The following is a 22,182-nucleotide window of genomic DNA, read 5'->3' as shown; positions in this document are numbered from 1 at the left end:
TAAAGGTATCGTGCAGAAATTACAGGATAAATAATGGAAACGTTAAACGGGATCGTGCATGCACTTTGGCAGCATGATTTTACCCAACTCGCCAATCCCGATATCATCTGGATTATTTATGGTGTTATCTTTGTCACGCTGGTGTTAGAAAACGGTTTGTTACCCGCCGCATTTTTGCCCGGCGATACTCTTCTGGTTCTTGCTGGTGCGTTAATCGCTAAAGGTGTTATGGGGTTCTTTCCGACCATCATTTTATTAACTATTGCAGCAAGTCTCGGATGTTGGTTAGGTTATTTGCAAGGACGCTGGTTAGGCCATACCCGTATCGTTAAGAACTGGTTGGCTCAACTTCCTCTACAGTACCGCCAACGTGCCAATATCTTATTTACCAAACATGGTTTGGCGGCGTTGCTCATCGGGCGTTTTCTCGCCTTTGTCCGTACTCTCCTGCCAACTTTTGCAGGTATTTCTGGACTGAATAATAAACGCTTTCAATTTTTTAATTGGTTAAGTGGCTTTTTATGGGTCATCATAATCGTGAGTCTTGGCTATATCTTGAATCAAATCCCTTTCGTCAAAGCGCATCAGGATTTAGTCATGAATATCTTGATGATCTTGCCTGTCATTCTGTTGTTCAGCGGTCTTACCGCATCTCTATTGATGTATTGGCGCCACAAAAAAGCGTCATCAAGAAAACGTAAATGAATATATTGGTTATTCATCGCTATTTTAAAAACCTTTGTTTTCTCTGGTTATTAACTCATCAATCTTAAAAGTAAAACAATTAGAGTCCGCTCCGACAGGTATCATGATTGTCAATGATTTGAATTCTGACCAAATTTTGACAGAAAAATTAAGTACCTCTGAAATAGAGTGGACTCTGTTACTGCTTCTGTAAGAAAAATGGGATGCTAAACGTGAAAAACTCCTGCAATATGCTGAACGTATTCGGAATTTCAACTTGATGGCAGTCCAATACCGAGTATGCTCAGAAAACTAAAACAGCAAGGTTTGATTGTGTTAGGTGAACACCAGGATATACGCTTGCCGCCAGTAAGCGAACTTACGAAGTGTCCATCTGATATGCCAAATCTGAAGGAGGTAAAAATGGGTCAGCAGACAATAATTAAACTCGCTGATGGGAACCTCATGCCACAATTAGGGCTTGGGGTTTGGCAAGCGAGTAATGAGCAGGTTGTTAACGCTATCCACACCGCATTGGAAGTAGGCTATCGTTCTATTGACACTGCGGCAATTTATCACAATGAAAAAGGCGTAGGGAAAGCACTACAAGAAAGCAATATTCCACGCGAAGAGATTTTTATCACAACCAAACTGTGGAATGATCGCCATCAGGATGCACAAATCGCATTACAAGAAAGTCTGGATCGGCTAAAACTGGATTACGTCGATCTTTTCCTGATTCACTGGCCTGTCCCCCTGCAAGATAAGTATGTTGAAACATGGAAGCAGTTCATTGAATTGAAAGAGTCGGGACTGGTGCGCAGTATTGGTGTTTGTAATTTTCACATTGAACATTTACAGAAATTAATATCAGAAACAGGCGTCTCACCTGTAATCAATCAAATCGAACTGCATCCACTGATGCAACAGCGACAACTTCATTCATGGAATGCCACCCACCATATTACAACTGAATCCTGGAGCCCATTGTCTCACGGTGGAAAAGGTGTTTTTGACCACCCCATAATTGAAAATCTGGCTGTTAAATATGAAAAAACACCGGCTCAAATTGTTATTCGCTGGCATCTTGATTCTGGCATGATTGTTATTCCCAAATCAGTCACTCCTCACCGTATTAAAGAAAATTTTGCCGTTTTTGATTTCAAATTAGAGAAAGAAGATCTGGCTTCCATCGCTAGGTTAGATATAGGTAAACGTCTTGGCCCCAATCCCGATACTTATAATCTGACTGTACTCAATTTAGGATAGAACGCATATAAAATCTTAATGATAGTCCAGCATAATAAACTGAAAAATCATGCCTGAATTCTGCCCCCTACAGAGTTCAGGCAGTTTAAATACAACATTTTTTATTCATGACTTTTTGTAATAGATTTTCGTTTCTTAAGCTACGGTTTGAAATCTATTTGTATAAATTAGTATTTGCATCCGATATTCAATTATACTTTAACCATACTCAATAGATTTGGTTATTTAATTGGCAATGTATCTAATTGATAAAAATATGATTGAGAGGTGCTTATGTGGAACATATCTCCGCAAAGAGGATATATGCAGTTTTTAGCTAATTTTATGTCACCTATAGAGGCTAATATTATCCTTGGCAGAATGTTATCTGAGGGTATACACGCAAAAATAATTGATGAAGGCCTGGTGTGGAATAACTATATGTATTCCCATGCTTTTGGCGGAGTAAAGCTATTGGTGCATCGTTCTGACCGTAAGCGCGCTGAAGAAATACTTTCTAAGATTGACGATAATAAATATTTATTAGATGAAAAAAAACCTGACCTTGAAACGCCTGTTTCAACACCATCAAAACGGCCACTTTATGTATTAATAAATTCCTTTTTGGTTATATTATTATTTTTGATGATTGGTATTGCATTACCATTAAAATTGAATTACTAGTTACCAAAACAGAGTTAAATATAAAATACCCCTGTATAACCTGCTGCTATATCAATAATTAAAAAACTAATCAAACTTATAAGAAATATAAATAATAACTATGTTTACTATCTATATACAAACCACGATCTACTCTTGCTTTATTACTTTAGGTAACAGCAAAAATAAACTGATCAGCGAAGACGTTATTTATAGTGATAATCGTCATAAATGTTTTCATGGTGAAATTTCAAATAGCATCAGGGTAAATGATAATGACTTACATAATAATTTCTCTATTAATGTTGATTCCTTTTTTCTTTATAGTAAAACGGTTCCTATTATCAAGCCATGTCCATTACAATGTTTTCGGAATTATACTAACGATATTAGCTATCTCTTTTCATATGTATGTTTTCCGTTTTGGGCATCCTCCTCTTGTTCATTCGGCACTTCCACATCATGCCATCATTTTTTATGGTTCCATTGCAGCAGCACTATTACATTGTCTGATCTATTCCATCTGCTTCAAGCTGTATTACGATGATAAGGATTTTTACGATGATCACTAAAAACAGCACCATCCTGAGTCATTTTGCTCAGGCAATACCATGCCCTTCACCCCGAATTATTTTCTATTTTGGTATCCAACCCGGCTAGCGGGTGGAATTATCTACTCTGTCTTCGCCATCCGATGATTTGGTATTAGCGGTCAGCAAATAAGGTGATTGCTGCCAACGGCTAGGAGCAAGCTGTAGCAAGTTATGAGCAAGAATAAACCCAATCGCCAATGCTAGCAGCAGCATAACTCTGAGCAAATTAGTCGTGTTATCTACTTGCTTGGCTTCTGTTGCTAATCTGTGAGTATCCAACGTCAAACGGAGAAAGCCTTTGGGTTTATTTTTACCCGGTATGGGAACAACAATTTGTTGGTTAAAATAGCTACCTGCTTTTTTACCATCCAAAGATAACCGCTCACGAACAGAGACAAGTTCACCACTTCGTGCAACCTGTGTTCCATTTTCCAGATAAACACTGGCATCCAGGATGCGGCTTTTGTTGGTCAAATAGTTCAGATTGTCCATAATCTTCTTATTATTAAGATCTTTGCTGCCGTTATCCATATAATCAGACAGACTGAATGCAACCTGTTTTGCTAATGTATTCGCTAAATCTTCAAACTGATCCATATGGGCTTGTTGCTGTGAACGGCTAAAATAGGAAACCCCCTGCATCAGCAACACCAGCAGTGCTATACAGATTAAAATAATCGCCGTCTTGTGCAGTCGAAATTTTAGTTTTGCTTTACTCATAATTATCCAACCCCAAACTCGTAACATTCCAATGTTGCCAGATATAATAATGATAGGATAGTTTGAAAAGCATTTTTTACCTGCCAAAATTACATGGAATTACAGGAGCCGATATTCATGTCTAACAATCTGGCCTATCGCTATTTACCCGATGAAATCCATAAATGGCCGGGATTACCGTTATCCCTCAGTGGGGATGAAGTTATGCCACTGGATTACCGGGCAGGAGACAGTGGTTGGTTACTATATGGTCGCAATTTGGATAAACAACGTATTAGTAATTTCCAGCATCGTCTGGGAGCCGCCATTGTTGTCGTTTCCTCATGGCGCATTGATGATTATCAAGTTGTTCGCATCGCAGGAAGCCTTTCTCCACGCATAAAACGCTTAGCAGATGAATGTCATCTGGATGTTGTTCCATTGGGACAAATCCCACGCTTGCGTTCGCCAGGGTTGTTAGTCATGGATATGGACTCAACCGCCATTCAGATTGAATGTATTGATGAAATTGCACGACTGGCTGGTGTTGGTGACAAAGTCGCTGAGATTACAGAACGAGCAATGCAGGGAGAATTAGATTTCTCAGAAAGCTTACATCAGCGAGTTGCCCAACTGGCTGGTGCTGATGCCGCTATATTACAGCAAGTGATGGATACACTCCCCCTTATGCCGGGTTTGACCAGCCTTGTCCGCAAACTACAATCTCTGGACTGGCATGTCGCCATTGCATCCGGGGGTTTTACCTTCTTTGCTGATAATCTTCGCCAGCAATTGCGCCTTTTTGCCGCAGTTGCCAATCAGCTCGAAATAAAAAATGGCAAATTGACAGGCAAAATCAAAGGGCCAATTGTTGATGCAAAATATAAAGCGACCACTTTGCTACGGCTGGCAAAAGAGTTGGATATTCCACTTAGCCAAACTGTGGCAATCGGGGATGGTGCCAACGATTTGAAAATGATCCGCAAGGCAGGACTGGGTATTGCCTATCATGCAAAACCGAAAGTATATACACACGCTAAAGTAGGTATTCGCCATGCGGATTTGATGGGCGTTTTGTGTATTTTGAGCGGCGGCTTAAAACACGAAGAGCGTTAAAGTTATTTTTTAGCTGTCCAGAGCAGTCATATCAGGGAGTATACAGTGGCAAAAGCAGCAAAACGGGCGTTTGTCTGTAACGAATGTGGGGCGGATTATCCGCGCTGGCAGGGGCAATGCACTGCATGTCAGGCATGGAATACCATTACAGAAGTGCGTTTGGCCGCAACTTCATCTTCTTCCCGCAATGATCGTTTCAGTGGTTATGCAGGAGATGCCGGAGTCAGTAAAGTACAAAAACTTTCCGAAATCAGTTTGGAAGAGCGGCCTCGTTTTTCCACTGGGTTTAAAGAGTTTGACCGTGTACTGGGCGGTGGAGTCGTCCCTGGGAGTGCCATTTTGATAGGTGGTAACCCCGGTGCAGGCAAAAGTACCCTGTTACTGCAAACCATGTGTCAACTATCTGAGCAGATGAAAACCTTATATGTAACGGGTGAAGAATCGTTGCAACAAGTGGCAATGAGAGCACATCGGCTAGGCTTGCCGACGGATAAACTGAACATGTTGTCGGAAACAAGCATTGAACAGATTTGTCTGATTGCCGAACAGGAACAACCTAAGCTGATAGTTATTGACTCCATTCAGGTTATGCACATGGCTGATATCCAATCTTCACCCGGCAGTGTGGCACAAGTCAGGGAAACTGCGGCTTATCTGACCCGATTTGCTAAAACCTGCGGTGTTGCAATTATCATGGTTGGCCATGTGACAAAAGATGGTTCTCTGGCTGGTCCGAAGGTATTGGAGCACTGTATAGACTGTTCGGTGATGCTGGATGGTGAAGCCGATTCTCGTTTCCGTACTCTCCGTAGTCATAAAAACCGTTTTGGTGCAGTCAATGAATTAGGGGTATTCGCTATGACCGAACAGGGATTACGGGAAGTGAATAATCCCTCCGCCATTTTCTTGAGTCGTGGTGATGAAATCACCTCAGGCAGCTCCGTTATGATTGTCTGGGAAGGGACTCGTCCTTTACTGGTGGAAATTCAGGCTTTGGTTGATCATTCCATGATGTCGAATCCTCGTCGGGTAGCCGTGGGGCTTGAGCAAAACCGTCTGGCTATTCTATTAGCGATATTACATAAGCATGGTGGTTTGCAAATGGCAGATCAGGATGTCTTCGTTAATGTAGTCGGTGGGGTAAAAGTGACTGAAACCAGCGCTGACCTTGCATTACTGCTCTCTTTAGTTTCCAGCTTTCGTGATCGCCCTTTGTCCCGTGATTTAGTGGTATTTGGTGAGGTTGGGCTGGCCGGGGAAATTCGCCCTGTCCCCAGTGGTCAGGAGCGTATTTCAGAAGCTGCCAAGCACGGTTTTAAACGGGCAATTGTGCCTTATGCTAATATGCCGAAAAAAGCATTACCGGGAATGAAAGTCTTTGGAGTCAAAAAATTGACAGATGCTCTGTCTGTTCTTGATGAGCTGGATGACTAACCATGAATATATAAGGAAACAGACGATATAATTTTTATTTAATCATCGTCCGTTTGCCTAATTCCGGGATTAGATAAGAATTTAATTATTATTAATTTCGTTTTTACCTTTCACAGTAAGCATGTTATGTTGTTTAGTATACTAAACAAGGAGGGTATATGGGACAATTTGACTATTTAAAAGAGGTGATTAAAGAGGCGAATCACACACTACAGCAAGTCGCTGATGCATGTGGTATGACAAAAGGCTATTTAAGCCAACTTATTAACGGCAAGATAAAAAGTCCGAGCGCACAGAAATTAGCATCTCTTCATCAACATTTAGGATTGGCGTACCCTATGGAAAAGAAAACTATCGGTGTCGTGTTTGGTAAATTTTACCCGTTACATACCGGGCATATTTATTTAATCCAACGAGCATCCAGCCAAGTCGATGAATTGCACGTCATTCTCTGCTATGACGAGTTACGGGATCGAGAGCTGTTTATCAATAGCTCAATGTCTCAACAGCCTACGGTCAGTGACCGTCTGAGATGGTTGTTACAAACGTTTAAATATCAAAAAAATATCCATATCCACGCTTTTGATGAACAAGGTATGGAACCCTATCCACACGGTTGGGAATCCTGGAGTGAAAGTACAAAACGCTTCATGGCCACAAAAGGCATCAATCCTGACTATATCTATTCCAGCGAAGCACAGGATGTCCCATGCTATAAAGCGCATTTTGGCATTGAAACTATCCTTATTGACCCACAACGCTCATTCATGAATATCAGTGGAAGCCAGATACGACAGGCTCCTTTCCATTATTGGGAATATATCCCGACAGAAGTAAAGCCGTTTTTTGTGCGTACTGTCGCTATTCTTGGTGGTGAATCAAGTGGGAAATCTACGTTGGTAAACAAACTGGCGAATATGTTTAACACGACGAGTGCATGGGAATATGGGCGTGAGTATGTATTTTCCCATTTAGGGGGAGATGAGATGGCTCTGCAATACTCCGATTACGATAAAATAGCTTTAGGACACGCACAATACATTGATTTCTCAGTAAAATATGCCAACAAAGTCGCCTTTATTGATACTGACTTTGTCACAACACAGGCATTCTGCAAACGCTACGAAGGGAAAGAACATCCCTTTGTTCAGGCAATGGTTGATGAATATCGATTTGATCTGGTCATTCTCTTGGAAAATAACACGCCCTGGGTGGCAGATGGGCTGAGAAGCCTGGGCAATGAACAAGAGCGTAAAGAATTTCAGCAATTGCTTAAAAGCTTGTTGAAGAAAAATAACATTGATTATGTATGTGTTAACTCACCTGATTATGATCAACGTTTTCTTCGCTGTGTTGAACTTGTTCAGGAAATGTTAATGGCATAACTCATTTTTATATCAATAGATTTCAAGTAGCCGCAATGGCAGATAAAGCAGATAAATAAGCGCAAATAACCAGGCGGCAACTTGAAAAATTAGGACATATATACTAATAACCTGAACGGTTACTATATAATGATTAATTAAGATGATTTATTTTCTATAGTAATTTTTATTATTTCATGTTTTATTGTAAAACACTCTATAATTAAATATTTCATTGTGTTATTTTTTCATCAGTAACAAAATAAATTGTGATAATAATATTTTTTGATGCTTAGGTTTTACTGTTTAGGCTTGAATTGTCGAGAAATAAGTCATTTAATTAACGGACCTATTGATTTATCTATATAAAATTCATTTATTATCAACAAAAACCACATAATTTCCGTGTGATTTTTATTAAGGATGGAGGTGATGTAAAAAATATTGGCCTTTTGACATGAGTAAAATGACTTTTTTCCTTATTATAAAATTGGAATAAAAACAGAATAATTTATACCTTTTTATTTATGTTATCTTCTTCTCAGTAATAGCGGATATCATTAACATTTGACTCTAAGACTAAGAAATATCTCATTTATTATATAATAATTGTAAATAATAATTGACATAAGTTTTGTATTGTCGAGATATTTCATTCGTGAACTATTTAAATTAGTACAATGTCTTATTGATATTAATAAGCTGCCAATAAATTTAGATAACATATTTAAGGAAAAAGCTTTAACTTTTTAACCTAATTGTGTTGAGAATATGAACTTAAATCAATTTAAATCGATTGAAGTTATCAATATTTCATATGGTCTAACTGATAATACAGTTAATTATGAAATGATTTCAGACATCACATTTTCTATTATACCAGGTGAAATTACTTTGATAACAGGGCCGAAGACATCAACCAACAGCATATTGCTATCGATTGCTTCGGGTATGTTACAACCAGATCAAGGAGATGTATTAATCAATAATAACAAACTAAAACTAATGAGTGATTCCGAGTTAGGTCAGTTTCATTCGAAAAATAGTGGTTTTATTTTTCAGGGTTTTAATTTATCCAGTGAGCTTACGCTGTTAGATAACTTGTTATTATCCAACTCTTACGGGTTATCTCTTTCTCAAAAACAAGCGGTAAGTATTGCACAGAAATCGTTAGATATTGTGAAATTAAGTGACAAGAGCCGTTATTATCCAGGAGAGCTTTCTGAAAACGAAAGACAACGAGCGGCTATGGCAAAAGCACTCGTAAGAAGACCTGAGTATCTATTTGCAGATGAACCGACTCGTCACTTAGACCATCAGGAATTAAAGATGTTTGTTGATATCTTTAAATTTATCGCACATGAGCAGAAAGGCACAGTAGTGATCGCCTCTCAAGATAAACGCCTGATTCAATACGCTGATAGTATAATTACTCTAGAAAGAGGTAAAGTCATTAAAACTTATGAATCCTTCCAAGAGCAAAGAGTTATGGTGTCATAACTGTATGTTTCCTTAAAAGAGCGAAAACGGCCTGATATCAGGCCGTTTCTTATTTAACTGAGATATCCCCGTCGTCTTTCAAGTTGCAGCTTTGTTGATTTCGCTTCATTGCCGTCGCGCTGCATCTTGAAATCCATAGGATATAAATCTTATTTACTGATTTTCTTATACTTAATGCGATGAGGCTCCAACGCTTCAGCGCCCAGTGTCCGCTTCTTGTAGTCTTCGTATTCGCTGAAGTTTCCTTCAAAGAAACTCACCTTACCTTCATCTTGATAGTCAATGATGTGCGTTGCGATACGGTCAAGGAACCAACGGTCATGGGAAATAACCATTGCACATCCTGGGAATTCCAACAGAGCATTTTCCAGTGCGCGCAGAGTTTCAATATCCAGATCATTGGTTGGTTCGTCCAGCAACAACATATTACCGCCTACTTGCAGAAGTTTCGCCAGATGCAGACGGCCACGCTCACCACCGGACAATTCACCAACGCGCTTTCCTTGATCCACGCCTTTAAAGTTAAAGCGGCCTACATAAGCACGGCTTGGGATCTCAAAGCTACCGATGCGCATAATATCCTGCCCGCCGGACACCTCTTCCCATACTGTCTTCTTGTCATCCATGTTGTCGCGGAACTGATCAACGGAAGCCAGTTTCACCGTCTCACCCAAAGTGATTGAGCCAGAATCCGGTTGTTCCTGACCAGACAACATACGGAACAGAGTTGATTTACCCGCACCGTTCGGGCCGATAATCCCAACAATCGCCCCTTTTGGCAGAGAGAAACTCAGGTTATCAATCAGAACCCGATCACCATAAGATTTAGTCAGGTTACTCACTTCCAGTACCTTGTCCCCCATCCTTGGCCCAGGCGGAATGAACAATTCACTGGTTTCGTTACGTTTCTGGTATTCAACGTTATTGAGTTCTTCAAAGCGAGCCAGACGAGCCTTACCTTTGGCCTGACGTCCTTTCGGATTCTGACGAACCCATTCCAGTTCTTTCTCAATGGATTTACGGCGAGCAGCTTCTGTTGAAGCTTCTTGTGCCAGACGAGCATCTTTCTGCTCCAGCCACGAAGAATAGTTACCTTCCCATGGAATACCTTCGCCACGGTCAAGCTCCAAGATCCAGCCCGCAACGTTATCGAGGAAGTAACGGTCGTGAGTAATAGCAACGACAGTACCTTCATAATCGTGCAGGAAGCGCTCCAGCCATGCTACAGATTCAGCATCAAGGTGGTTGGTCGGTTCGTCAAGCAATAGCATGTCTGGTTTTTCCAGCAACAGGCGACAAATCGCAACACGGCGACGTTCTCCCCCGGACAGATGCTCAATTTTAGCATCCCATGCTGGCAAACGCAGAGCATTAGCCGCTCGTTCAAGTTGGTTATCCAGATTATGACCGTCATGAGACTGGATAATCGCTTCCAGTTCACCTTGCTCTTTAGCCAGTTTGTCGAAATCCGCATCTGGATCAGCATAAGCAGCATAAACTTCATCAAGACGTGTCAGTGCATTTTTAACTTCGCTGACGGCTTCTTCCACTGCTTCACGAACGGTATGTTCAGGATTGAGTTTAGGCTCCTGCGGCAAATAACCAATTTTGATGCCCGGTTGTGGACGCGCTTCCCCCTCAATATCTTTATCAATACCTGCCATGATACGCAGTAAGGTCGATTTACCAGCACCATTCAGACCAAGAACACCGATTTTTGCTCCAGGGAAAAAACTTAAGGAAATATTTTTCAGAATATGCCTTTTCGGGGGAACAATTTTTCCAACCCGGTGCATACTATAAACATATTGAGCCAAAGTAATGTACCTTTTTGATAATTAAGGAAATATTTAATATTAGTTTACGCTTGTGGGGCTTGGATGGGGTATTTTACCTTAAATTTAGCCGATCGTGTTGCTACCTGTTTAGCATTATGTTCAATTACGTTCATCGTTGTAATAAATCACATCAATATTATTATAATTAAAACAATTTATATTTCGTTCACTACGGTCAATCTTCTGGAGGAGTATGTGGCTATAAGTAAATGGCGGCATTTTATAATGACTGTTAGTCTGGCTTCTGTTATTGGCATAGCTCATGCAGACTCTCTGGAAACTCAGCGGGAGCGCTATCAGGCAATAAAACTCGCGTGGGATGCGAAAAATATGGCAGAAGTTGATCGGTTGATGCCAACATTAAGGGATTACCCTTTGTATCCTTATCTGGAGTATCGCCAATTAGTTCATAACCTGAAAATTGTTTCTCCTCAGCAAGTTCGCCACTTCATGACCACTTACCCGACCCTGCCACCCGCTCACTCTCTGTCATCCCGATACATCAACTCCTTGGCAAGTGACGGAGATTGGTATGGCATTCTGGCATTCAGTCCCAATGCACCCAATACTGTAGCAGCACGTTGTAATTATTACTTTGCTAAATGGGCAATAGGAAACCAGAAAGCGGCCTGGGAAGGCGCTAAAGAAATTTGGCTACGTGGCGACTCATTGCCCGATGATTGCGATGATTTGTTGAATGTCTGGGAACGCGCCGGGCACTTATCCGTAAGTTTAATATTGCAGCGTATCGAATTAGCAGTAGAGGAGAATAATGCAACCCTCGCGAGTTATCTTATCAAGCGCTTACCCTTGAATTATCGCAACTTAAGAACTCATTTACTGAAATTGCAAAGTGATCCCGCATCTGTCGAACACTTTGCCAGAACAATAAGACCAACTGACTTCACCCGTTCCATGGTCATCAATGCCTTTTCTTATTTTGCCCGTAAAAATGCTGAGCAGGCCAGACTCAGTCTCACCGCCATTGCACGGGCACAAAAAATGAATAACCAGGAAAGACAGAGATTAAAAGACATCGTGGCATGGCAACTAATGGGGGATATTACGCCAGAGCAAGCAAAATGGCGGGATAATGCAATACAAGGTTCACACTCCAGCGCTCTGATTGAACGCCGCATTCGCTTGGCGTTACGGGATGCCGATGAAAAAGGGCTGGCGGAATGGTTAAACTTGTTACCTAAAAATGTCCTGCAAAAAGATGAATGGCAATATTGGCGTGCGATTGTCCTGCTAAATACCGGTAAGAAAAAGGAAGGAGATACCATATTACGTAATTTGATGGAGCATCGTGGTTTCTATCCCATGGTAGCAGCACAGAAATTACATATGCCCTATCCTCTGGTGATCAATAAGTCAGAAAGACCTGATGCTTCCATCGCGAAGTTACCGCAGATTAAGCGGGTCCGTGAATTGATGTATTGGCGTATGGATGATCTGGCCCGCTCAGAATGGATCAACTTAGTTTCTTCACAAAACAGCACTAAACAAGAACAACTGGCTCGTTATGCGTTTGAGCAAAATTGGCCTGCGCTGAGTGTTCAGGCGACGATCACCGGCAAAATGTGGGATCATCTTGAAGAACGTTTTCCTTTAGCGTGGCAAAATGAATTTGCCCACTTCACTTCAGATAAAAGTATTTCACAAAGTTATGCAATGGCTATTGCGCGACAGGAAAGCGCATGGTATCCACAAGCCCAGTCTTCAAAAGGCGCGAGCGGATTAATGCAACTGATGCCCAAAACGGCAGAACATACAGTAAAGAGCAAAAAAATTGATGGCTATGTCAGCAGCAATCAATTAATGAACCCGACCATAAATATCAAAATTGGCACTGCATATCTGGAATCGATTTATCAGAGTTTTGGTAAGAACCGTATTCTCGCCAGTGCCGCCTATAACGCAGGTCCCAGAAATGTCGAACGGTGGTTAACCAATAGTGCGGGAAACATTGATGCTATCGCTTTTATTGAAAGTATTCCTTTTTCTGAAACACGCTCTTACGTCAAAAATGTACTGGCTTATGATGTGTTCTATCATAATTTCATGGGGAAATTATCTAATGTGTTGACTGATGCTGAATGGCAAAGACGTTACTAATTTCAGATCTAATTGTGATATGATTTTGTACTAGTTAAATAGTATGGCTATAGATTATGACACAAAATCATTTGATTGACCCGGCACTTTCCCCGGAAGATGGCGATGACTGGCTTGCTTTTGTTAAGTTATTACAAACGGCATTTGAACAAAATTTGCAACATCAAATTTTACAGTTATTATTGACACCCGATGAACGTACAGCGTTATCAACCAGAGTTCGGATTATTCAAGAGTTGATGCGTGGGCAAATGAGTCAACGCGAACTCAAAAACGAACTTAGTGTTGGGATTGCAACAATCACTCGTGGCTCAAATAGCTTGAAATCAGCGTCAGCCCATGTCAAAGAGTGGTTGGAAACGCAGTTATTGAAGTAAATCAGTTATGATAATAGCTGTTCTGACGATACCTGTTTTGGCAATGGCGGTTAAATAATCAATCAGTAACAGAGGCCATATTATTATGGCCTCCGATAGTTATGCCATTAAGGTTGGTTGTTCAATTCTTTATAAATTTCATGATGGATAGGAACGAGAGCCAGTATCAGTGCCTGATGGTAAACACTAGTACGAGTCAGGATGCCATTGGTGAAAAAACCAATTGCCCCACCTTTTTGTTTGATGTTATCAACACCAGTCAGATAAGCCATTTCGTGACCAAGCTCACGTCCCTCACGAATACCTTCCAGTACCTTTTCAGGCAGCATCAGACTGGCAGAACGCGATTCACCCCGGATTTGCTTATACTCGATAACCATCCAGGCAAAAGTCATGTCATCTTCGATTCCGGCTTCAACACCGACCCAGAAATCGGCTTCCGGCCTAACCTGACGAGCTGCCATAACCCGATGGCGAGCGCCAGTACGAGTTTCAGTATTACCAATTGGCTGTTGAGGGACACTACTGTCTACATTGACATCTTCTATACGGTATGTTCCTGGGCCAAAAACATCATCAAATGCAAGGCTAATCGCTTTTATTTTCGCAGGGTTAGTTGTTGCAGCAATAACATGATACATAATAAATAAGTAATCCTTTGAACTATTTCATGATGCAGTATAACGGAAAATAACTATGTTACAGGTATATCTTGTTCGTCATGGCGAAACAGAATGGAATGTGGCTCGTCGTATTCAAGGGCAATCTGACAGCCCATTGACTGAAATTGGGCGGCGTCAGGCACTCTTGGTAGCACAAAGAGTGCGGTCAGAGAACATTACACATGTTATCACTAGTGACCTTGGTCGAACACGCGAAACCGCAGAAATTATTGCAAAAGCCTGTGGCTGTGAGGTGATATTAGAGCCACGCTTGCGGGAAATAAACATGGGCATTCTGGAAAACCGTGAACTGAGTTCCCTGACACAAGAAGAAGAGTCCTGGCGCAAAAGTCTTGTCGATGGAACACCAAACGGACGGATACCAGGAGGTGAATCAATGAACGAGGTATGCAGTCGTATGCGTGCAGCACTGGAAAGCTGTCTTGACCTACCAGCAGGAAGTCGCCCTTTGCTGGTGAGTCATGGCATGGCGTTAGTCAGTCTGATTTTCTCTATTTTGGGATTACCAGCCAACTCTGAACGTCGCCTGCGGCTGAGGAACTGCTCTATCTCAAGGGTAGATTACCAGGATAGCCCATGGCTGGCTTCTGGTTGGATTGTTGAAACAGCGGGCGATATCACACACCTGAATATGCCCGCATTAGATGAGCTACAAGGCTAACGCTGAATTGGGATGAGGTACTCAAACTCCACAACATGGCTTTGAGACTCATCCTCCAACTTCTTCCTTTCAAGATTAGTAAGATAGTATCGCTCGACATCGTATCCTTTCCTGCGAGTGATATTCAGTTGGGGTAAACAAACGGTATAGATATTAAAGAGAAATTCATTGAGACGCTCTTCTTTACCAAAATAACTGAATGAAATGTATTCCCCTCCGGGCAAAACAACCGGCTGACTATCTTTAGTGTCAAAAGTCGCATATTCCGGCTCTATTGCAGTGGTATAAAAAACCGTCTGCTCATCATCATGCTCTGTACTGATAGTGGAATGATGCAATCCATACAATTTAGGAGGTAAAATTTCAGCATGTTGCAGATAGAAAACCCAAAAGTTATTGCGCATCTCCGTACAGGCTTTCGACCATTGTTCCAGTGTATAGGAGCAGGTATGCTCAGTACCGACAAGTAATTTATCTTCCAACGTCACAAACTTATGTTCAGGTAACGGTTTGTTATCCAGCATAATCGGAGGACAAATCCCGGTAGCACACCACTCTTCACTTCGGCGATAAGAGGCCGGTGTCCGGTTGAACTGTTTTTTGAAAGCTCTGGTAAAAGTTTGTTGAGAATCAAAACGATATTGCAGAGCGATGTCCAGAATGGGACGACCGGTTAAACGCAATGCAACGGCAGCCTTGGACAACCGTCTGGCACGAATGTAGGAGCCAATAGCTTGTCCCGTAACATCCTTAAACATGCGCTGTAAGTGCCACTTGGAATAACCTGCTTTTGCTGCAACATTATCAAGGGATAGTGGACGATCCAGATTATTATCCAACCAATGCAGCAGATCTCGAATGATGTTGGTTTGATCCATACATCTCCCTAATTCATCAAGACAAAAAGAAAACCATACAATTTTAAGATAACTCAATGTTTAAAAAATTTTCAGAATGAAAATGTTGTATAGATTGATAATTAGCACCTATCATTTCCAAACTCTAAGATGGCTTTAACTACCTGATTTTTTTTTAATTCACCAAGCATACTGTCGTTTTCACAACACAATCCTTTTCCCTGTCATGACAGCAACATCTATTGTAACTACCCAGAGCAGCTATTTTCATTTCAATTCCTAATTTGACAAGCATTCTCTTGATATCATAAAGCAGAATATGGTGGCACAATCATAACAGATAAAACCTGACACCCAATAAAACAAGACAAAACTTGGAATAAGCTAATGGCAAATCTGATCATTTGTCAAGCTTACCTTTAGACTCTATTACCAATGATGATGGGAAAAATTATTAAAATAATTTGCCTCTATCAATGTATATTGATGGGTGATAGACAACAGTGATACCCCATGAAATTTTCTATGAAAAAAACATATTTTGTATATCTTTGAGAAAGTATGAGCATCCGTAAAAACAGATTTAATACTCACTCTTTACTCGTTTTGAATGTATGTTCAGCTATAATGCCATGTTTTTCTTCATAGATGCATTAACTTTGAAAATGCCTTTGCAAAAGCCATTGATTCGCATTATATGTCAATGATAGATATTTTCACCGTGTTTATTTAATTAAAATGGACTAAATATGGTAACAATTAAGAAAATAGTGATTGCTGTTGCCCTACTCTGTTCTCCGGTGATCCTGCACGCCGAAGAGATCGGATCTGTTGATACCGTGTTCAAACTTTTTGGGCCAGATAACAAAATAGTGATAGAAGCTTTTGATGATCCGGATGTTAAAAATGTAACTTGCTATTTAAGCAGAGCTAAAACAGGTGGAATTAAAGGCGGTTTAGGATTAGCAGAAGACACTTCTGATGCCGCGATCTCTTGTCAGCAGGTCGGGCCAATCGAACCGGCAGATAAGATCCTTAATTCACCAAAAAAAGGGCAAGTCGTTTTTCAGAAAAGAACATCGTTAGTGTTTAAAAAACTTCAGGTTGTCCGTTTTTACGATCCAAAACGTAATACACTGATCTACCTAACCTATTCCGACAAAGTCATTGATGGTTCACCTAAAAATGCCATCAGCGCCGTACCAATTATGCCGTGGAAAGAGTAGAGCAACCAACGAAACACAGCCTAAATAAAGAATAGCTATTAAAAAAACCCTGAACTCACTTAAGTATTCAGGGTTTTTTTGTTGATATTGTATTTTTAAAATAAAGATTTTTATAAATGCAATAAATCAAAAAACAATAAATGGCGGGAACAAATATTAGTCTTCCAGATCACCACAGAAACGATAGCCTTCACCATGAATAGTGGCAATAATTTCTGGGGTATCCGGTGTCGATTCGAAGTGTTTACGAATTCGACGAATAGTGACATCCACAGTACGATCATGTGGCTTCAGTTCACGCCCGGTCATTTTTTTCAACAACTCTGCACGAGTCTGAATTTTTCCCGGATTCTCACAGAAGTGGAGCATCGCACGAAACTCACTGCGTGGCAGCTTATAGTGATCTCCCATTGGGTTTACCAGTGAGCGACTATTGATATCCAATTCCCAACCATTGAACTTATAACTTTCAACTTGGCGGCGTTCTTCACCTGAATGGCTCAGATTCATAGTACGGGAGAGCAGGTTCCGCGCACGAATAGTTAACTCCCGCGGGTTGAAAGGCTTGGTGATGTAGTCATCAGCACCAATTTCAAGGCCAAGTATTTTATCCACCTCATTATCACGCCCAGTTAAGAACATCAGGGCAACATTTGCCTGCTCACGTAATTCACGGGCAAGAAGCAGACCATTTTTGCCTGGCAGATTGATATCCATAATCACTAAGTTAATATCGTTATCTGACAAAATATTGTGCATTTCTAAGCCATCATTGGCTTCATAAACAACATACCCTTCAGCTTCAAAAATACTCTTCAAGGTATTGCGTGTGACAATTTCGTCTTCAACAATCAAAATATGCGGGGTTTGCATGGTTGCTACCTAAAAATCGCTAAAAAAACAGAACCTGTATGACATAAGCTGTTATTATTAAAAGTAAAAATCCCACTCTCGTTCTGGATTACAGAAAACGCAGCTCATATCTAAAAAATGTTGTTGATATGTTTTACGCTAAAAGCATTTGTTGCTTCTCTCTGAAGGTACATACCCGAAAACCCATTTCAGCAGGGGCTATATTAGTCTATTAACAGCAATATAACAGCTAGTAATGCATTTGCCCTCTAAAAAAACCAACTTTTGTTGATACATATCAAAATCAATTGTAGCACGATAACATTATTTGTAATTGTTAATTTAAAATTAACCATTTTGTTATTAATTTGAAAAATTTATGTTAATAATTTGCTATATTGCCTCTAATGCTTAGAGAGATCAACCCAACACTTAAATGTTAAAATTAGCGTGTTTTATCATAAAGATGAAATAATTACAAAATATGTTTTTTATAAAATTAAATGCTGATAAAAATATTTCAAACCAGATAATGGCTCAATTATCGAATCATATTTTGAACGATTACAACACAGAAAATGATGCTTTTTTCCACGATGATTTTAAAAATTATTTGACTTCAACCACAGTTTCCTTTAACCAATAGGGGTCGAACAGAATTAAAAGACAGACAGGAAACCATGCGCTACGTTAGCCCGAAAAATACAATTACTGCAAACACAGTTACTGCTAAAACAATCACTACGATTACCACCGGAACCACGAGTTACGGTGCGGGCTGACGCGTACAAATAAAATAGTAAAAAGCCCGTATCCCACAAGATACGGGCTTTTTTTTGACACTTTTTTTAACAGAAAGTCAGGAGAGAAATACCCATGCGAGTACTAAAATTTGGGGGCACTTCAGTCGCAAACTATCAACGCGTACTGAGTGTGGCTGATATCGCTGAAAGTGAACTATCCCTTGGGCAAGTCGCCCTGGTTCTTTCTGCACCCGCAAAAATTACAAACCATTTAGTAGCAATGATAACCAAAACGGTTGCAGGACAAGACATTGTTTCCAATATGAGCGATACCACCCAAATCTTTACTGATTTGTTGTCAGGATTAAAAGAACATCAGCCAAATTTCGATTACGAATATCTGAAAGGTGTTATCGCGCGTGAACTGGCTAATCTAAAGCAAGCCCTACATGGTATTTCTCTGTTAAAACAGTGCCCGGACTGCATTAATGCAGCCCTGATTTGTTGTGGTGAAAAATTATCCATTGCGATTATGTCCTCCGTACTACAAGCTCGCGGACATAAAGTATTTATTATCGATCCAGTTAAAAACCTTCTTGCTCACGGACACTATCTCGAATCCACTGTTGATATCCACGAATCCACCAAACGTATTACAGCACTGAATATTCCTGCTGACCATATTATCCTGATGGCTGGCTTTACTGCGGGTAATGATAATGGTGAACTGGTTGTTCTTGGGCGTAATGGTTCCGATTATTCAGCCGCAGTGCTGGCAGCATGCTTACGTGCGGATTGCTGTGAAATCTGGACTGACGTAGATGGTGTTTATACCTGTGACCCACGTTCCGTTTCTGATGCCCGTCTATTAAAAAGCCTGTCCTATCAGGAAGCCATGGAACTTTCCTATTTTGGTGCTAAAGTCCTTCATCCCCGCACTATTGCGCCTATCGCTCAATTCCAGATCCCTTGTCTGATTAAAAATACTGCCAACCCTGATGCACCAGGAACGTTCATTGGTGAAGGACAAAAAGACGAAAGTATGCTTATTAAGGGCATCACTAACCTGAATCATATGGCAATGATCAACGTTTCAGGCCCCGGCATGAAAGGTATGGTCGGCATGGCAGCAAGAGTATTTGCCGTTATGTCCCGCTCAGGCATTTCTGTCGTGCTGATCACACAGTCCTCATCAGAATACAGCATCAGTTTCTGTGTACCGCAAAAAGAGTTGAACAGAGCACAAAAAGCACTGACAGAAGAATTTTATCTGGAATTGAAAGACGGTGTGCTTGATCCCATTGATGTGATAGATAACCTCGCCATCATTTCTGTGGTTGGTGATGGAATGCGCACACAACGTGGCATCTCTGCCCGTTTCTTCTCGGCATTGACCCGTGCCAATATTAACATCATCGCTCTTGCTCAAGGTTCATCGGAACGCTCCATTTCCGCAGTCATTGACAATGATGTTGCTACAACAGCGGTTCGTCTCTGTCACCAAATGCTGTTTAATACTGCTCAAGTGGTTGAAGTGTTTGTTGTCGGTGTGGGCGGTGTGGGCAGCGCATTGATTGAACAAATCCGCCGCCAACAATCATGGCTGAAACAAAAACATATTGATCTCCGCGTCTGCGGTATTGCCAATTCACGGGCTATGCTAACAGATATGCAGGGCATCAGTTTAGATAACTGGCAACAGGCTCTGTCAGAAGCCAGTGAGCCTTTCAGCCTGAGCCGATTGATCCGGCTTGAAAAAGAGTATCATCTCCTGAACCCGGTGATTGTGGACTGTACATCAAATCAATCCATTGCCGAACAATATGCCAGTTTCCTGAGCGATGGCTTCAATGTTGTCACACCGAATAAAAAAGCCAATACACTTTCAATGGCCTATTATCAAGAAATCCGTCAGGCTGCTGGAAAGTCGAAGCGTAAGTTCCTGTATGACACCAACGTAGGCGCAGGATTACCTGTCATCGAAAACTTACAGAATTTGCTGAACGCCGGGGATGAGTTAGTTCAGTTCAACGGTATCCTGTCAGGTTCTCTGTCTTACATTTTCGGTATGCTGGATGAAGGTATGACACTTTCGCAAGCAACATTGCTGGCAAAAGAAAAAGGCTTTACGGAACCCGACCCACGAGATGATCTATCAGGCATGGATGTTGCACGTAAACTATTAATTCTGGCACGTGAATCTGGCTATGAACTGGAATTGGAAGATATTCATGTCGAGCCCGTTTTACCGACATCATTTGACGCCAGTGGTGATGTCAGCGATTTTCTGCAACGTTTACCGCAGTTGGATCTGGAATTTAATCGCCGGGTTGCAGATGCCGCAAAGCAAGAAAAAGTGTTGCGCTATGTCGGCATCATTGAACAAGGCCGTTGTATGGTGAAAATTGCCGCAGTCGATGGCAATGATCCACTTTATAAAGTCAAAAATGGCGAAAACGCACTGGCTTTCTATACCCGTTATTATCAACCAATCCCACTGGTGCTGCGTGGCTACGGTGCAGGGAATGATGTGACGGCAGCAGGCGTTTTTGCTGATATATTACGCACTCTGTCATGGAAATTGGGGGTTTAATGGTGGTCAGGGTTTATGCGCCTGCCTCTATCGGTAACGTTGGGGTTGGGTTTGATGTGCTTGGCGCAGCAGTTTCTCCTGTTGATGGTTCACTGCTTGGGGATTGTGTCTCTGTCAGTGCAGCAGAAAGTTTTACTTTAAATAATGAAGGGAAATTTATCGGCAAACTACCTGAAAATCCCAAACATAATATTGTCTACCAATGTTGGCAGCTCTTTCGCCAGCGACTGGGTAAAGAACTGCCTGTTGCCATGACACTGGAAAAAAACATGCCGATTGGCTCTGGATTAGGCTCCAGTGCCTGCTCAGTAGTTGCCGCATTAGTAGCATTAAATGAATATGCCGGCCGTCCTTTTGAACCTAGCCAATTACTGGACATGATGGGGGAATTAGAAGGACGAATTTCTGGTGGTGTGCATTATGACAATGTTGCACCGTGTTATTTAGGTGGACTGCAATTAATTCTGGCTCAGAAAGATAACGTTTGTCAGTCAATCCCTGCCTTTGATGATTGGTTGTGGGTGATGGCATACCCCGGCATCAAAGTTTCGACATCAGAAGCACGCGCAATTTTGCCTGCTCGCTATTCCCGCAGCGATATTATTAACCATGGCCGTTATTTTGCAGGATTTATTCACGCCTGCTATACCCAACAATCCGATTTAGCGGCCAAATTGATGAAAGATGTTATTGCCGAGCCTTATCGCACACAGCTTTTACCCGGTTTTGCCAACGCACGTGACGGCGTAAAAAAACTGGGTGCTCTGGCATGTAGCATCTCTGGCTCTGGCCCGACATTATTTGCGATTTGTAATGAGATGGGGATAGCGAAAGAAGTCGCCCAGTGGCTGCAACAACATTACGTACAAAATGACGAAGGTTTTGTTCATATTTGCCGTCTGGATCTCGCAGGCGCACGACAGGTAGGGTAAC

Annotated in this window: 18 protein-coding genes and 1 other annotated feature; of the genes, 13 read left to right on the top strand and 5 right to left on the bottom strand. The window is 41.3% G+C overall.

Translation table 11 applies throughout. The features are described from left to right. Positions 1–33 precede the first annotated feature (33 nt). From ABLA85_RS09595 to ABLA85_RS09585, 3 genes are all read left to right on the top strand, one after another. Positions 34–705, top strand: coding sequence for a DedA family protein (locus tag ABLA85_RS09595; RefSeq protein WP_367963491.1), 672 nt, complete (start codon positions 34–36; stop codon positions 703–705). A gap of 402 nt (positions 706–1,107) precedes the next feature. Further along, positions 1,108–1,953, top strand: coding sequence for a 2,5-didehydrogluconate reductase DkgA (gene dkgA / locus ABLA85_RS09590; protein WP_367963489.1), 846 nt, complete (start codon positions 1,108–1,110; stop codon positions 1,951–1,953). A gap of 303 nt (positions 1,954–2,256) precedes the next feature. After that, positions 2,257–2,616, top strand: coding sequence for a hypothetical protein (locus tag ABLA85_RS09585; RefSeq protein ID WP_367963486.1), 360 nt, complete (start codon positions 2,257–2,259; stop codon positions 2,614–2,616). A 635-nt stretch (positions 2,617–3,251) separates the two neighbouring features. Here ABLA85_RS09585 and ABLA85_RS09580 read toward each other — a convergent pair. Then, a complete protein-coding gene (locus ABLA85_RS09580; protein WP_187649717.1) occupies positions 3,252–3,908 on the bottom strand; it encodes a YtjB family periplasmic protein in 657 nt (218 codons plus the stop codon). Positions 3,909–4,025: 117 nt separating this feature from the next. On the opposite strand from ABLA85_RS09580, the gene serB reads away from it, so the two are divergent. From serB to ABLA85_RS09560, 4 genes are all read left to right on the top strand, one after another. Next, complete coding sequence (serB, locus tag ABLA85_RS09575; RefSeq protein ID WP_047678246.1) at positions 4,026–5,003, top strand: phosphoserine phosphatase; 978 nt, start codon at positions 4,026–4,028, stop codon at positions 5,001–5,003. A gap of 45 nt (positions 5,004–5,048) precedes the next feature. Further along, a complete protein-coding gene (gene radA / locus ABLA85_RS09570) occupies positions 5,049–6,437 on the top strand; it encodes a DNA repair protein RadA (protein ID WP_367963484.1) in 1,389 nt (462 codons plus the stop codon). Between the two features lie 158 nt (positions 6,438–6,595). After that, positions 6,596–7,822 (top strand): multifunctional transcriptional regulator/nicotinamide-nucleotide adenylyltransferase/ribosylnicotinamide kinase NadR, encoded by a 1,227-nt coding sequence (gene nadR, locus ABLA85_RS09565; protein ID WP_367963482.1) that lies wholly within the window; start codon positions 6,596–6,598, stop codon positions 7,820–7,822. Positions 7,823–8,572: 750 nt separating this feature from the next. After that, on the top strand, positions 8,573–9,301 hold the full coding sequence (locus ABLA85_RS09560; protein WP_367963480.1) for an ABC transporter ATP-binding protein: 729 nt from the start codon (positions 8,573–8,575) through the stop codon (positions 9,299–9,301). Between the two features lie 149 nt (positions 9,302–9,450). Here the strand turns inward: ABLA85_RS09560 and ettA are convergent, their stop codons facing one another. Next, positions 9,451–11,118 (bottom strand): energy-dependent translational throttle protein EttA, encoded by a 1,668-nt coding sequence (gene ettA, locus ABLA85_RS09555; RefSeq protein ID WP_047679151.1) that lies wholly within the window; start codon positions 11,116–11,118, stop codon positions 9,451–9,453. Between the two features lie 222 nt (positions 11,119–11,340). On the opposite strand from ettA, the gene sltY reads away from it, so the two are divergent. Continuing rightward, on the top strand, positions 11,341–13,257 hold the full coding sequence (gene sltY, locus ABLA85_RS09550) for a murein transglycosylase (protein WP_367963620.1): 1,917 nt from the start codon (positions 11,341–11,343) through the stop codon (positions 13,255–13,257). A gap of 56 nt (positions 13,258–13,313) precedes the next feature. Next, positions 13,314–13,634 carry a trp operon repressor gene (gene trpR, locus ABLA85_RS09545; RefSeq protein WP_367963477.1) on the top strand — a complete coding sequence of 107 codons (321 nt, stop codon included), beginning with the start codon at positions 13,314–13,316 and terminating at the stop codon, positions 13,632–13,634. Positions 13,635–13,741: 107 nt separating this feature from the next. Here trpR and yjjX read toward each other — a convergent pair whose 3' ends face one another. Continuing rightward, positions 13,742–14,275, bottom strand: coding sequence for an inosine/xanthosine triphosphatase (gene yjjX / locus ABLA85_RS09540; protein ID WP_038184016.1), 534 nt, complete (start codon positions 14,273–14,275; stop codon positions 13,742–13,744). Positions 14,276–14,330: 55 nt separating this feature from the next. On the opposite strand from yjjX, the gene gpmB reads away from it, so the two are divergent. Further along, positions 14,331–14,978, top strand: coding sequence for a 2,3-diphosphoglycerate-dependent phosphoglycerate mutase GpmB (gene gpmB / locus ABLA85_RS09535; protein WP_367963475.1), 648 nt, complete (start codon positions 14,331–14,333; stop codon positions 14,976–14,978). On the opposite strand, the gene robA is transcribed toward gpmB, so the two are convergent. After that, on the bottom strand, positions 14,975–15,856 hold the full coding sequence (gene robA, locus ABLA85_RS09530; RefSeq protein WP_367963472.1) for an MDR efflux pump AcrAB transcriptional activator RobA: 882 nt from the start codon (positions 15,854–15,856) through the stop codon (positions 14,975–14,977). The two genes, gpmB and robA, sit on opposite strands and share 4 nt — an antisense overlap. Positions 15,857–16,584: 728 nt before the next feature. Here robA and creA point away from each other — a divergent pair. Then, positions 16,585–17,061 (top strand): protein CreA, encoded by a 477-nt coding sequence (gene creA, locus ABLA85_RS09525; protein ID WP_047679142.1) that lies wholly within the window; start codon positions 16,585–16,587, stop codon positions 17,059–17,061. A 156-nt stretch (positions 17,062–17,217) separates the two neighbouring features. Here the strand turns inward: creA and arcA are convergent, their stop codons facing one another. Continuing rightward, positions 17,218–17,934 carry a two-component system response regulator ArcA gene (arcA, locus tag ABLA85_RS09520; RefSeq protein ID WP_047679140.1) on the bottom strand — a complete coding sequence of 239 codons (717 nt, stop codon included), beginning with the start codon at positions 17,932–17,934 and terminating at the stop codon, positions 17,218–17,220. Positions 17,935–18,635: 701 nt separating this feature from the next. Then, positions 18,636–18,752: a sequence feature (Thr leader region), on the top strand. 37 nt (positions 18,753–18,789) lie between these two features. On the opposite strand from arcA, the gene thrA reads away from it, so the two are divergent. Both thrA and thrB read left to right on the top strand, forming a co-directional pair. Then, entirely contained in the window at positions 18,790–21,249 is a 2,460-nt protein-coding gene (gene thrA, locus ABLA85_RS09515; protein WP_367963468.1) for a bifunctional aspartate kinase/homoserine dehydrogenase I, read from the top strand. After that, positions 21,231–22,181, top strand: a complete 951-nt coding sequence (gene thrB / locus ABLA85_RS09510; RefSeq protein ID WP_367963466.1) for a homoserine kinase — start codon at positions 21,231–21,233, stop codon at positions 22,179–22,181. Before thrA ends, thrB begins: the two co-directional genes overlap by 19 nt. The last annotated feature ends 1 nt before the right edge of the window (position 22,182 follow it).

Source organism: Xenorhabdus sp. SGI246 (assembly GCF_040838225.1).
GTDB lineage: Bacteria > Pseudomonadota > Gammaproteobacteria > Enterobacterales > Enterobacteriaceae > Xenorhabdus > Xenorhabdus indica.
This window is presented reverse-complemented; position numbering and strand designations above follow the sequence as displayed.